This is a genomic window from Paucibacter sp. KCTC 42545, assembly GCF_001477625.1.
In the GTDB taxonomy this organism is placed as follows: Bacteria; Pseudomonadota; Gammaproteobacteria; order Burkholderiales; family Burkholderiaceae_C; genus Paucibacter_A.
Window position 1 is genome coordinate 2,888,706 of sequence record NZ_CP013692.1, and the last position, 12,269, is coordinate 2,900,974.

Sequence of the window (12,269 nt, forward strand, 5' to 3'; positions counted from 1 at the left end):
CGACGCTGTCATTCCTTGCCGACCCTGCGGGCCGGACTTTTTTAGCGGTTACGGCCGCCGTAGCCGCCGCCGGAACGGCCGCCGCCACCGTTATTGCCACCTTGGCCGCCACGACCACCACCGCCGCCCCGGTTGCCACGGCGCACAAAGGCGTCGGCACCGATATAGCCGACCGAGGTCTGCATCGGATCGGGTTGACGCGGGCCATCGCCACCCCCTTGGCGGCCACCACGGCCGCCGCGGTCAGCGGCACTGCCGCCGGCGCCAAAACCGGCCGGGATGCCACGACCCTTGCTGGTCGCGAAGCGGCGATCAAAGGTCTGCTCCAGCGGATTGATATTGCGCGGGATCGGCTCGTCGAAATCGTCGTCCTGGCGGTCGGCGCCGCGCTCGTTCACCCGCTCATTGCCACGCTCGGCAAAGCGCTCTGGGCCGCGATCCTGCGGACGCTCGCTGCGCTCCACCGGACGCGAAGGACGCGGGCCGACACCACCATGACGACCATCGGCACGGCGGCCGCGGTTGTTGCCACGGTCGGCATTGCGGTCATTGCCGCGCTCGGGGGCGCGTTCGCCACCACGCTCAGCACCACGTTCGCCGCCACGTTCGGCACCACGATCAGGCCCACGTTCCGCACCGCGATCGTTGCCGCGCTGCGGGCGCTCGCTGCGCATCTGGTTGCCACGCTCTGGGCGATCGCCACGCTCGGGACGCTCACCACGATCAGCACGCTCTTGCTGCGGGCCACCAGCCAGGCGGCGGATGATCTTCACATCCTCTTCGCCCAACTCGATCCAGACGCAGCGCTTCAAACCACGCGGCAGCACCACGGTGCCGTAGCGGATACGAATCAGGCGGCTCACCACCAAGCCCACGGCCTCAAAGAGCTTGCGCACTTCGCGGTTGCGACCTTCGGTGATGACGACGCGATACCAATGGTTCACGCCCTCGCCGCCGCCGTCTTCAATGCTCTTGAAAGCGGCCTTCTGGCCTTCGATGACGACGCCTTCCAGCAGCCGCGCCTTTTGATCAGGCGTCAGCGTACCCAGCACGCGCACGGCGTACTCACGCTCCACGCCGAAGCGCGGGTGCATCAGCTGATTAGCCAACTCACCGGAGTTGGTGAACAGCAGCAAGCCTTCGGTATTCATGTCCAGACGGCCCACCGACTGCCACTTGCCTTGTTGCAGGCGCGGCAGATGGCGGAACACGGTCGGGCGACCTTCCGGGTCGTTGAAGGTCACCACTTCGCCGGCCGGCTTGTGATAAGCCAGGATGCGCGGCGCCGGCGGCGAAATGCGCACGCGGATCGGCTTGCCGGCCACGCGCACGTTGTCGCCGAAGGAGATGCGCTGGCCGATATGGGCCACTTCGCCGTTCACTTCGATCTTGCCGTCGGCAATCATGTCCTCGATGTCGCGGCGCGAGCCGATACCGGCTTGGGCCAGCACCTTTTGCAGCTTGGGCGCATCGGGCTCGGGGGCCAGGACGCGCTTGCTGTCCTGCTCTTCGCCCTCGCCTTCGTCTTGCGCCTCATCCGATTCGATGTCTTCCACGGTGGCGTCGAAGTCACCCGTCAGCACTTCGGCAAAACGCTCACCCACGGCTGCCAGCACTTCAGGTGCAGGCGCTTGGACTTCAACAGCAGCCCGCGGCGCGCGCTCTTCGCCTTCAGCGAAATCCTTGCGGCCACGGCGGCGATTGCGATTGCGGCTACGGCGCTCGCTACCTTCGATGCTCTCAGCACCATCGCCGCCCTCAGCAGCACCAGACTCAGACCCCTCATCACCAGCGGCAGCTTGCGCAACGCCCCCCTCAGCGGCAGACTGATCCGGGCCCAGCGTGAACACCGGCGCAGCTTCGGCGCGGGCAGTTCTGCGGGCTGGCTTGGCTGCCACCTCAGCGACTTCAGCCACTTCAGTCACAGCGGCCGATGCAGCAGCTTGCGCCTCAGCAGCAACTTCCACCACCGCGTCAGCGGCGGCAGCCACCGTCTTGCGCGGCGCGCGGCGCTTGGGCGCAGCTTCAGCAACTTCCCCAGCCTCAGGCACTGCGGCCGGCTCAGCAGTTGCAGCCACATCGGCGGCGGCGCCTTCAGCCTTCTTGACGGCCGTCTTGCGCGCAGCGCGCGGCTTGCTCACGGCAGCAGCTGCCTCATCGGCGGGCGCTGCGACTTCGGCAGCCACCTTGGGCTTGGCCGGGCTGCGCTTGCGCTTGGGCGCGGCTTCAGCTTCGGTCGAAGGAGCGCCGGCAGCGGCAGTGTCTTGGGGTTCTTGGTCGTTGGAATTCATGCGTCGGTTTGCACCTTATCGGCGGCGTCAGACAAAGGGTCCGGCGTCGCCGGAGGGGACGCGCCGCCGTCATTGAGGGCTGGCGCTGAGGAGGAATCAAGAGATTCAGAAAGCTCGGATTCAGACAATGAATCCGGGCTGGAATGAAGGTTTACTTCGTTTGCTTCAGCAATGTCATCAATCAAAAGGCCTTGCAGCCCGGCCGCATCAGCCAAGGCCTGGGTCGGGCTAGCACCACTGGCCTCCAACTCCGGCAATTGCTCCAGGCTGTTGAGGCCCAGATCATCCAAAAACTGCTTGGTGGTGGCGTAGAGGCCGGGCCGCCCCGGCGCCTCGCGATAACCAATCACATCAATCCAGCCGCGATCTTCAAGCTGCTTGACGATCTGGGTCGACACCACCACACCCCGGATGTCTTCGATATCTCCCCGGGTCACCGGTTGCCGGTAAGCAATGATGGCCAGGGTCTCCATCACGGCACGGGAATAACGCTGAGGCTTTTCGGGATGCAGGCGATCCAGGTACTCACGCAGCTCCGGCCGGCTTTGAAAACGCCAACCCGAAGACACGGCCACCAGTTCAACGCCGCGACCTTCCCAGTCTCGGGTGATTTCATCCAAGACGCTGCGCAAGGTATCTGGCCCAATCGCATCGGCAAACAAGCTGCGCATTTCGCGCAGAGTCAAAGGCTGCTGGGCGCAGATGAGCGCGGTCTCGAGGACGCGCTTAGCATCCTGTGTGTTCATTGACTTTCGTCATTTTTCCCGATTCAAACGGGGGTTTTGCGATATTCCTGGCCCAGGCATTGATCACTCGCCTCGCTGGTTCAACTCACCAGCTTGTAGGCGTCAGGACCAATGTCCGCAGGGGCGGGGTTTTGTGCAATTGATGCGTGGCTTGGGCGGAGCTTGCTATAGCAAGAATCAAGCTCAAGGCTCACGCAGCGGGCTGGTGCGCGATCACTCAACTGCATCAGCAGGCCCCGATTGTAGCGCCCTCAGTAGCTCACCGGCGGCAATTGCAACTCGGGCAGGCCCAACAATTCCCAGGCAGATGCCAAATCCTGTGGCAAAACCGCATCAAATTGCAGCGCTGCCCCGGTGATGGGATGCGCAAAACTCAAGCGCGCGGCATGCAAAGCCTGCCGCGTCAAACCCAATGCTGGCACACCGCCGTACATCGCATCCGACACCAGCGGATGCCCCTTGAAGGCCAGATGCACCCGAATTTGATGGGTGCGGCCGCTGTGCAGCACACAGTGCACGGCCGCCACGCTGCGCACCCCCACCTGCCCTTCGCCCAGCGCAAAAACATCGGTGCGAGAGGGCTTGCCAGTGGCCAGCACCGCCATCTTGATGCGCGAGATCAAGTCACGGCGGATCGGCACGTCAATGACCATGGCCTCGGGCACACGGCCGTAGGCCAGCGCAACGTACTCGCGGTGCACCTGACGGGCCGCGATCATGCGCGTCAGCGCCGTCACCGCCTCAGAGGTCTTGCCGACCATCATTAAGCCGCTGGTGTCCTTGTCCAGTCGGTGGACGATGCCCGCACGCGGCAGGGTCGCCGCCGCCGGGTGATGCGCCAGCAAGCCGTTCATCACCGTGCCCGACCAATTGCCTGAGGCCGGGTGCACCACCATGCCCGCAGCCTTGTTGAGCACCAAAAGATGGGCATCCTCGTAAACGATATTGAGGTCCATGGGCTCGGCTCGGAAGGCCTTACTCTCTTCGGTCGGCTGCAACTCCACCCGAACCGACTGGCCGGCCAGCAATTTTTTCGACGCGCTATTGGCGGGCTGACCATTGATGCTGACGCAGCCGCGCTCGATCAAACCCTGCAAATGATTGCGGGAAAACTCCGGTGCCAGTTGCACCATCCAGCGATCCAGACGCTGGGCATGCCATTCGGCGGTGACCAGGGACTCACGCACCTCTATGCCTTGCTCGACGCTCTGCTCGGCGTCCCACTCACCATCGTCTTGCGCGGGTGAGTTTGTTGAATCTGCAGGCAAGGCCTGAACCATATAATGAAAGCTCCGTCTTCAGCTGAGGGGGTGCCATGCACCGCCCTGTAGGGATCATGATCGATAAATGTGTAAAGCGCCAAGCCAGCCTCCCGACCGGAGAGCTTGCTGCCAAGCCCCGCGCCATGCCTCGCATTGCGCGAAAGGCCCGCGCGACCTGGCTGACTGTCACGGTAGCCTTGGCCCTGGCGGCCTGTAATTCGGCCCCCAAAGATGACCCGAATTCGCAGGCCAATCTGAACAAATTGTACGCAGAGGCCAAAGATGACCTGATGGCGGGCAGTTATGACCGCGCCATCAAGGCCCTGGAGAAGATCGAAGGCCGCGCCGCTGGCACCACCATGGCCCAACAAGCGCAGTTGGATTTGGCCTGGGCTTATCACAAGAGCGGCGAGCGCGCCCAAGCGGTGACAACGCTGGATCGCTTCATCAAGCTCAACCCATCCAGCCCGGCGATGGACTACGCGCTGTACATGCGCGGCCTGGTCAACTTCAACGAAGACTTAGGCCTGTTTGGCCGCCTGGCCGCGCAAGACATCTCCGAGCGCGACCAACAAGCCTCGCGGGACGCCTTGCTGTCTTTCCGCCAAGTCGTTGAGCAGTACCCCGACTCGAAGTACGCCAGTGATGCCCGCGTTCGCGTGGACTTCATCACCAACACCTTGGCCAATTACGAGGTGCATGTGGCGCGCTACTACTACGAGCGCGGCGCCTATGTGGCGGCCGCCAATCGCGCCCAGCAAGCCGTGCAAGAGTTCCAGTACGCGCCAGCCGCCGAACACGCGCTGCAAATCATGGTCAAGAGCTATGAGAAGTTAGACCTGCTGCCGCTGCGCGACAGCGCCCAGCGCGTGCTGGCCACCAACTTCCCGAAGAGCGCCTATCTCAACCCCGGTAAAGACAAGCCCTGGTGGAAGGTCTGGTGATGCCGGCAGCCGGGGTCTTGGGCAAGACCTGACCCCAGCTTGCGCCGCACCAGCGCAGACCACACAACAAAACGCGCCAGACCGGCGCGTTTTTTTATTGCTCTTCCTCGCGCATCTCGGCCAGCAATTGCAGCCAGTCGAGCGCCTCGGCCTCCTCAGTCAGGCGGGTCATCGGCGGCAGCGCCTCACGCAGGCGCCGGCCATAGTTCATCACCGCCATGCGGGGGTCGCAAACCACCAGCAGGCCCCGGTCCTGCTCGGTGCGAATCAAGCGCCCGCCCCCTTGCTTCAAAGCAATGGCTGCCTCGGCGATGAAGTAATGCGCGAAGGCATTGCGGCCCGCAGCCTCCAGGCGCTGCACCCGCGCCTCCACCAGCGGGTCATTGGGCGGGGGGAACGGCAGCTTGTCGATCAGCACGCATTGCAGGCTGTCGCCCGGCACGTCGATGCCCTCCCAAAAACTAGCCGAACCCACCAGCACGGCACGCGGATGCTCCATGAACTGCTGCAGCAACATGCGCTTGGGCGCCACACCTTGCTGCAGCACCATGATGTCATCACCCGCCTGCTCAAAGTCCCAGCGCAGGCTGTCGCCAATGGTTTGCAGTGCGCGCAATGTCGTCGTTAGCACAAAGGTACGACCACCCAAGGCGCGGGCGCAGCGTGCCGCCAGCGCAGCCACTTCCTGCGGGTGTGCGGCCTCGTTGGGCTTGGGGAAATTGCGCGGGATGTAGAGCCGCGCATTCTCGGCATAGTTGAAGGGGCTGCCGACGCGCAAGATCCGCGCATCATCCAGACCCGCCGGCTCGGTGAACCAAGTCAGGCGCTCGTCATCACCCAAGGTGGCCGAGGTGAACACCCAGGCTTTGGGCGCAGCGCCCAGTTGCTCTTGCATGGCTTCGCGGATGTCCAGCGGCGACTCGATCAAGCGCGCCTGATGCGGGCTGAGGTCGATCCAGCGCACGTCGGCCGGCTCGGGCTCCTGCGCAAAAACCTGCGCCAGCTTGAGCAATTGCTGGGCGCGCTCATGCAAGCGCACAAAATCGGGCGAGGTCTCGGCCACCGTAGCCAGCAAGTCCACCGCCAACTCGGCCACCTCCGCCACCTCATCCAAAGCCGCCGCAAAAGCCGGCGTACCAGCGCGCTCTTTCCAGGCCAGCTTGATCATGCCGCGCACCTCGCGGCCTGCACTGGCCAGAGGCCCGGCACTGACTAAGCGCAGTTCGCGCGCCGCCTTTTCCAGGCGCGCTTGCAAGCCCTGCCAATCCTGCAGGCCACGCGCCTGCGCCAGGCCCAAGCCCAGCACATCGCGGCCGAAGTCCAGCAGCTGCGCACTGCCCAACTGCATACCCAGAAACTGCACGCCCGCTTCGGCCAGCTGATGGGCCTCGTCGAAGACGGCCAGATCAACACTGGGCAGCAACTCGGCCACCCCGCTGTCGCGCAGCGTCATGTCGGCGAAGAAGAGATGGTGGTTGACCACCACCACATCGGCCTCCATGGCCTCGCGGCGCGCCTTGACCACATGGCAGGCGCGGTACTCCGGGCAATCGGAGCCCAGGCAGTTGTCTCGCGAGGAAGTCACCAGCGGGATCACCGAGGAGCGCTCATCCAGCCCGTCCAATTCAGCCAGATCCCCGCTTTGCGTTTGCAGCGCCCAACGCTCGATGCGCGCCAGGGCCAGCACGGCGCGCCTGTCGGTCAGCTCCTCGCTGTGGCGGGCATGTTGCATGCGGTGGGTACACAGATAGCTACCGCGCCCTTTCAGCAGCGCGATTCGCACCGGTGTTTGCAAGGCCTTGCACAGGCGCGGTAAGTCGCGCATGAAAAGCTGGTCTTGCAGATTCTTGGTCGCGGTGCTGATCAAGGCACGGCCACCCGACAACAGCGCCGGCACCAGATAGGCAAAGGTCTTGCCCACCCCCGTGCCAGCCTCGACCACCAAGGTCTCGCGGCGGGCAATGGCGCGCGCCACCGCCTGGCTCATTTGCAATTGCTGCTCGCGTGGGGAGTAGCCGGGGTCCGCCTGGGAGATCGGGCCACCCGGGGCAAAGGCCGCGGCCACCCACTGCTCCAACTCGGAAGGAGACTGATCGTCGACTTCAGGAATCGCCAAGTCCTCAGCAGGCTCGCCCAACACCTGCTCAGGCCCGTTCATCAGGGTCGCTTTCCAGTTCCAGCTTAGCAATCAGATCGCGCAGCGCCAGGCGGCGCTTTTTCAGGCGACGCAAGCTCAGTTCGTCCGAGGCCAGGCCCTGGCTCTTGGCCTGCGCTTCATCCAGGGTGAGTCGGTCGATCAGCAAATCCAGATCGGCATGCTCCATGCGCAGCTCAATCAGGCGGCGCGACAGCGAGTGCAGTTCTTCATCCATGGGCTCGGTGCAAACTCGCAGTCTTGGGCTTCAAAAGAGAAGGCGGATATTCGCTCATTCCAGGGCAATATCTACCGGGCTAGGGATTATAGTTTTGGCCATGACTCGCATCCTCCCAGGCTTTCGCCTTGCTGCCGCCACCGGCACCCATCGCGGTGACAGAACTTACCAGCAAGATCAGGTTGGCGTCATCTCCCACCCCCGATACAGCGGCTGCGTGCTGGCCGTCGTGGCCGACGGCATGGGCGGCAAAAGCGGCGGGCGCAAGGCCGCCGATCAGGTGTTGCTGACCGCACAACAATTGTTTGAGCGCTTTGTGCCCGAAGAAGAATCAGCCGAAGACTTGCTGCAGCAACTGGTGTCCGAGGCCCATCTGATGATCAAGCTGACCGCTTTGTCGGCCGAGGAAGAACCGCACAGCACTGTGGCCGCCTTCCTGATCAATAGCGACCGGCGCTGCTACTGGGTGCATTCGGGTGACTCACGCATTTACCTCTTCCGCGGCGCCGAGATGATCAAGCGCACGCTCGACCATTCCTATGTGCAACGCCTGGTGGACGAGGGTGAGATCAGCGAACTGGAAGCGCAAAGCCATCCGCAATCGAATCTGCTGACCGCCTGCCTGGGCACGGTGGCTGAGCCAGCAACCCAACTCAGCCGCATCGACAGCCTGGAAATTGGCGACACCTTGATGTGCTGCACCGACGGACTCTGGCACTACTTCAGCCAGACCGAACTGGGCAATACGCTCAAACAGCTGCCACCCCGGGAAGCAGCCGAGGCCTTGATCGCCAAGGCACGCCAACGTGCCCGTGGCACGGGCGACAATCTGTCGCTGGCCATTATTCGGGTCGAAGCGCTCATTTGAGTTTGGGCCTGCGGGGCCCAATCACCAGTACTCGAAAACAGCCTACAAGCTCAGCGCTTTGGCGCGCTCGATGATGCTGAGGCGGGTGCCGATGCAGCAAGCGGCGCTTGCACCCGAGCCGGCAACTGCGCTGCGGGCGGCACAGGCAAGCTGACCGGCGCAGGCTTGCCGCTTTCGGCCTGTTTTTTTAGCCGCTCTTCATTGCGGCGCTGCGCTTCAGCTTGATGCGCTTGCATCTGCTGCAGGCGCTTTTGCGATTGCTCGGCGCGCTTGGCAGCCTCTTGCTCGGCGCGTGTTTGCTGAGTGGCCTTGGTGTCTTCACGCTCGCGTCGGTCCATGAGCGGCGCGCGCGGCGCACGCAAATCACGCAGGGGCTGGTTTGCAGCATCCGCGCTGGGCGCACGCAGCAAGGCTTCGGTGCGGCGCTGCCCCTCCCTGCTTTCAAACTCACGCTGGCGGGCCTGCACAGCCTCGCGCTGCGCCTCGGCGCGGGCGCGGCGCTCGGCCAAGGACAAAGCGTCAAGACGCTGCTGCAGCGGCCGCAAGGCCTGCTCCCGGCGCTGGCGCGCCTGATCCAGGCAGGCCGTAACCATGAAGCGCGACTGGCAGGCTTCGCTGTCTTTGTTGAACTGCGCTTCGATGGCCGCGCTTTGGCGCTGCAAGGCGGCTCGCTCGGCATCTGCACCCATGCCATTGCTCAGCCCGGCCGAGGCCGCCGCTGCGGACAACAGGGCCAGCGGCAAGGCGCGCAACAGGGCCCCAGCCCAGGGCTGCATCATCTTGAACTCAAGCATTGCCGCATCCGCTTTCTGGTCCGCACACATTCAGCCACCGATCCGGCTCAGGTGAGCGAGGTATCCACATCACGCCGCTCCAGCGACAAATACTCCGACGACTGCATCTCTTGCAGCCGCGAGACGGTGCGCGGGAACTCATGCGCCAAGGGGCCTTCGGTATACAGCGCTTCGGCGGCCACGGCGGCAGAGATGAACAGCTTGACGCGGCGGTCGTACAGCACGTCGATCAGCCAAGTGAAACGGCGCGCCTCGCTACTCAAGCGCGGCGGCATCTCGGGCACATTGGACAGAATCAAGGTATGGAACTGGCTCGCCAATTCCAGATAATCGTTTTGCGATCGCGGCCCGCCACACAAGGCATTGAAATCAAACCAGACCACGCCGCCGGCTCGCCGGCGCGCACGGAGCTCGCGATGCTCGATGCGCAGCAACGGGCTCTCTTCTTTGGCCTCAGCGAGGGCCTCGAAGGCACGGGTCAACGCCGCATCGGCGGCCTCGCCCAAGGGCATGTGATACAGCTCCACATGATCCAGCGTGCGGCGCCGGTAGTCGAAGCCGTTGTCCACATTGATGACCTCAAGCTTCTCATTCAAGAGCGCGATGGCCGGCAAGATGCGATCCCGGTGCAAGCCATTGGGATAGAGGTCGTCGGGCCGGAAGTTGGAGGTCGTGACGATGGAGACGCGGTTGCGGAACATCGCGTCCAGCAAGCGATGAAGAATCATCGCATCGGTCACATCCGACACATGGAACTCGTCAAAGCAAATCAGGCGAAAGCGTTTGGCAATGCGCTTACCCAACTCTTCCAAAGGATCCGGAATGCCTTTGAGTTCCTGCAACTCGCGGTGCACTTCGCGCATGAATTCATGGAAATGCAGACGGGTCTTGCGGGTCAGCGGCACGGCCTGGAAGAAGCAGTCCATCAGAAAGCTCTTGCCCCGACCCACGCCGCCGAACATATACACGCCGCGCGGCAGCGGTGGGTGGCGCAGCAGCTTGGTAACGGCATTGCTGCGGCGGGCTTTGTAGTCGGCCCATTCGTCTTGGCAGCGCTGCAGGGCTGCGACGGCGCGCAGCTGGGCCGGGTCAGCGGTGTAGCCGCGTTCTTGCAGGGTCAGCTGGTAAAGCTCGGTGACGGAGGTCATTCAGGATTCCAACAAAAAAGGGCGACCACGGTCGCCCCTTGTTCTGCTCAGATCAGCATCAGAAATTGAGCGTGCGCTTGTCCACGGCCAGGGCCGCTTCCTTGGTGGCTTCGCTCAGGCTCGGGTGAGCATGGCAGATGCGGGCGATGTCTTCGGCCGAGGCCTTGAACTCCATCGCCACCACGGCTTCGGAGATCAGCTCCGAGGCCATCGGGCCGATGATGTGCACGCCCAGGATTTCGTCGGTCTTGGCGTCAGCCAGGAACTTGACGAAGCCATTGGTATCACCCAGGGCACGTGCGCGGCCGTTGGCCAGGAAGGGGAACTGACCGGCCTTGTACTCAACGCCGTCGGCCTTGAGTTGCTGCTCGGTGCGGCCGACCCAGGCGATCTCGGGGCTGGTGTAGATCACCCAAGGGATGGTGTTGAAGTTGACATGGCCATGTTGACCGGCAATGCGCTCGGCCACGGCAACGCCTTCTTCCTCGGCCTTGTGCGCCAGCATCGGGCCACGCACCACATCGCCCACCGCCCAGACATTGGGCAGATTGGTCTTGCAGTCGCCGTCCACTTCGATGGCACCGCGCTCGTCCAGCTTCAGGCCAACCGCTTCGGAATTCAAACCGATGGTGTTGGGCACGCGGCCGATGGAGATGATGAGCTTGTCCACGGCCAGGGTCTGCGCAGCGCCCTTGGCGTCGGTGTAGGCCACAGTGACGCCGTCCTTGGCGGACTTGACTTCACCGATCTTGACGCCCAGCTCGATCTTCAGGCCTTGCTTCTTGAACAGCTTGGCGGCTTCCTTGGCCACGGACTCGTCGACAGCGCCCAGGAATGTCGGCAGACCTTCCAGCACGGTCACTTCCGCGCCCAGGCGGCGCCAGACCGAACCCATTTCCAGGCCGATCACGCCGGAGCCGATCACGCCCAGCTTCTTAGGCACAGCGCCGATGCGCAGTGCGCCGTCGTTGCTGAGGATGTTCTCTTCATCGAACGCAGCGCCGGGCAGTTGGCGGGCATTCGAGCCGGTAGCCAGAATCACGTGCTTGGCCAGGATCACTTCCTCGCCGGCCTTGATCTCGTACAGGCCATCCTTGGCTGCGACAAAGGAGCCGCGGCCGTGGAAGAAGCTGACCTTGTTCTTCTTGAACAGGTACAAGATGCCGTCATTGTTCTGCTTCACCACCATGTCTTTGCGGCCGATCATCTTGGCCACATCCATCTTGATGTTGTCGGCCGAGATGCCGTGGTCGGCAAAGTGGTGGTTGGCGTGCTCGAAATGCTCCGACGATTGCAGCAGCGCCTTGGAAGGAATGCAGCCCACGTTGGTGCAGGTGCCGCCCGGTGCGGGGCCGCCCTTGTCGTTTTTCCACTCGTCGATACAAGCGGCGTTGAAGCCCAGCTGGGCCGCGCGGATGGCGGCGATATAACCGCCAGGGCCGCCGCCGATCACGACGACGTCAAATTGTTTTGTGCTCATCAAATGCTCCTGCACCCACGCTTCAGTGGGCGAGCTTGAGGGTGATAACGCCGCCGACGATCATCGCCACACCGAGGAATCTCCACAGCGTGGCGGCATCGCCAAAGAACATCACCCCGATCAAAAAAGTGCCGGCGCCGCCGATGCCCGTCCACACGGCATAGGCCGTGCCGATGGGAATCTCACGCTGCGCCATCCAGAGTAGCCAACCACTCAAACCCATGGACACCACGGCGGCCACGATGCCGCTGATCCGGTACTCCGCTTGCTGAGACAGCTTGAAGCCCAGGGGCCAGCCGATCTCACAGACACCGGCCAGCAGCAGATAAACCCAGGCCGTGGTTTGAGTCATTGCGCCGTCGAC

At 63.5% G+C, this 12,269-nt stretch carries 11 protein-coding genes; 2 read left to right on the forward strand and 9 right to left on the reverse strand.

Annotation, left to right across the window (positions count from 1 at the left end; all coding sequences use genetic code 11):
- Window positions 1-41: 41 nt before the first annotated feature.
- The 3 genes from AT984_RS12600 to AT984_RS12610 all read right to left on the reverse strand — a co-directional run bounded on the left by AT984_RS12600 (window position 42) and on the right by AT984_RS12610 (window position 4,317).
- Window positions 42-2,291: a pseudouridine synthase gene (locus tag AT984_RS12600; RefSeq protein ID WP_058720392.1), complete on the reverse strand. Its 2,250-nt coding sequence runs from the start codon at window positions 2,289-2,291 to the stop codon at window positions 42-44.
- Window positions 2,288-3,037, reverse strand: a complete 750-nt coding sequence (gene scpB / locus AT984_RS12605) for an SMC-Scp complex subunit ScpB (RefSeq protein WP_058720393.1) — start codon at window positions 3,035-3,037, stop codon at window positions 2,288-2,290. Before scpB ends, AT984_RS12600 begins: the two co-directional genes overlap by 4 nt.
- A 251-nt stretch (window positions 3,038-3,288) precedes the next feature.
- On the reverse strand, window positions 3,289-4,317 hold the full coding sequence (locus AT984_RS12610) for an RluA family pseudouridine synthase (protein ID WP_082679996.1): 1,029 nt from the start codon (window positions 4,315-4,317) through the stop codon (window positions 3,289-3,291).
- Between the two features lie 125 nt (window positions 4,318-4,442).
- On the opposite strand from AT984_RS12610, the gene AT984_RS12615 reads away from it, so the two are divergent.
- Window positions 4,443-5,243, forward strand: coding sequence for an outer membrane protein assembly factor BamD (locus AT984_RS12615; RefSeq protein WP_058720394.1), 801 nt, complete (start codon window positions 4,443-4,445; stop codon window positions 5,241-5,243).
- A 94-nt stretch (window positions 5,244-5,337) separates the two neighbouring features.
- Here AT984_RS12615 and AT984_RS12620 read toward each other — a convergent pair whose 3' ends face one another.
- Both AT984_RS12620 and AT984_RS12625 read right to left on the reverse strand, forming a co-directional pair.
- Complete coding sequence (locus AT984_RS12620) at window positions 5,338-7,401, reverse strand: ATP-dependent DNA helicase (protein WP_082679997.1); 2,064 nt, start codon at window positions 7,399-7,401, stop codon at window positions 5,338-5,340.
- Entirely contained in the window at window positions 7,388-7,615 is a 228-nt protein-coding gene (locus AT984_RS12625) for a YdcH family protein (RefSeq protein WP_058720395.1), read from the reverse strand. The genes AT984_RS12620 and AT984_RS12625 overlap by 14 nt, the downstream gene beginning before the upstream one ends.
- A gap of 100 nt (window positions 7,616-7,715) precedes the next feature.
- Between AT984_RS12625 and AT984_RS12630 the strand changes: the two genes are divergently transcribed.
- Window positions 7,716-8,483 carry a PP2C family protein-serine/threonine phosphatase gene (locus AT984_RS12630; RefSeq protein ID WP_058722300.1) on the forward strand — a complete coding sequence of 256 codons (768 nt, stop codon included), beginning with the start codon at window positions 7,716-7,718 and terminating at the stop codon, window positions 8,481-8,483.
- A gap of 50 nt (window positions 8,484-8,533) precedes the next feature.
- Here the strand turns inward: AT984_RS12630 and AT984_RS12635 are convergent, their stop codons facing one another.
- From AT984_RS12635 to AT984_RS12650, 4 genes are read right to left on the reverse strand one after another with little or no spacing between them, the layout of a single operon-like run.
- A complete protein-coding gene (locus tag AT984_RS12635) occupies window positions 8,534-9,277 on the reverse strand; it encodes a hypothetical protein (RefSeq protein ID WP_058720396.1) in 744 nt (247 codons plus the stop codon).
- Window positions 9,278-9,324: 47 nt separating this feature from the next.
- The gene (gene zapE, locus AT984_RS12640; RefSeq protein ID WP_058720397.1) at window positions 9,325-10,425 is read right to left on the reverse strand and encodes a cell division protein ZapE; all 1,101 of its coding nucleotides are present in this window, start codon (window positions 10,423-10,425) and stop codon (window positions 9,325-9,327) included.
- Between the two features lie 58 nt (window positions 10,426-10,483).
- Complete coding sequence (gene lpdA, locus AT984_RS12645; protein WP_058720398.1) at window positions 10,484-11,905, reverse strand: dihydrolipoyl dehydrogenase; 1,422 nt, start codon at window positions 11,903-11,905, stop codon at window positions 10,484-10,486.
- A gap of 22 nt (window positions 11,906-11,927) precedes the next feature.
- The gene (locus AT984_RS12650) at window positions 11,928-12,257 is read right to left on the reverse strand and encodes a DMT family transporter (protein WP_058720399.1); all 330 of its coding nucleotides are present in this window, start codon (window positions 12,255-12,257) and stop codon (window positions 11,928-11,930) included.
- Between the last annotated feature and the right edge of the window lie 12 nt (window positions 12,258-12,269).

What these genes read in the sequence shown, in the direction of transcription:
- AT984_RS12600 (WP_058720392.1), bottom strand. Translation starts at nt 2,291, where the DNA reads ATGAATTCCAACGACCAAGAACCCCAAGACACTGCCGCTGCCGGCGCT.
- scpB (WP_058720393.1), bottom strand. Translation starts at nt 3,037, where the DNA reads ATGAACACACAGGATGCTAAGCGCGTCCTCGAGACCGCGCTCATCTGC.
- AT984_RS12610 (WP_082679996.1), bottom strand. Translation starts at nt 4,317, where the DNA reads ATGGTTCAGGCCTTGCCTGCAGATTCAACAAACTCACCCGCGCAAGAC.
- AT984_RS12615 (WP_058720394.1), top strand. Translation starts at nt 4,443, where the DNA reads ATGCCTCGCATTGCGCGAAAGGCCCGCGCGACCTGGCTGACTGTCACG.
- AT984_RS12620 (WP_082679997.1), bottom strand. Translation starts at nt 7,401, where the DNA reads ATGAACGGGCCTGAGCAGGTGTTGGGCGAGCCTGCTGAGGACTTGGCG.
- AT984_RS12625 (WP_058720395.1), bottom strand. Translation starts at nt 7,615, where the DNA reads ATGGATGAAGAACTGCACTCGCTGTCGCGCCGCCTGATTGAGCTGCGC.
- AT984_RS12630 (WP_058722300.1), top strand. Translation starts at nt 7,716, where the DNA reads ATGACTCGCATCCTCCCAGGCTTTCGCCTTGCTGCCGCCACCGGCACC.
- AT984_RS12635 (WP_058720396.1), bottom strand. Translation starts at nt 9,277, where the DNA reads ATGCTTGAGTTCAAGATGATGCAGCCCTGGGCTGGGGCCCTGTTGCGC.
- zapE (WP_058720397.1), bottom strand. Translation starts at nt 10,425, where the DNA reads ATGACCTCCGTCACCGAGCTTTACCAGCTGACCCTGCAAGAACGCGGC.
- lpdA (WP_058720398.1), bottom strand. Translation starts at nt 11,905, where the DNA reads ATGAGCACAAAACAATTTGACGTCGTCGTGATCGGCGGCGGCCCTGGC.
- AT984_RS12650 (WP_058720399.1), bottom strand. Translation starts at nt 12,257, where the DNA reads ATGACTCAAACCACGGCCTGGGTTTATCTGCTGCTGGCCGGTGTCTGT.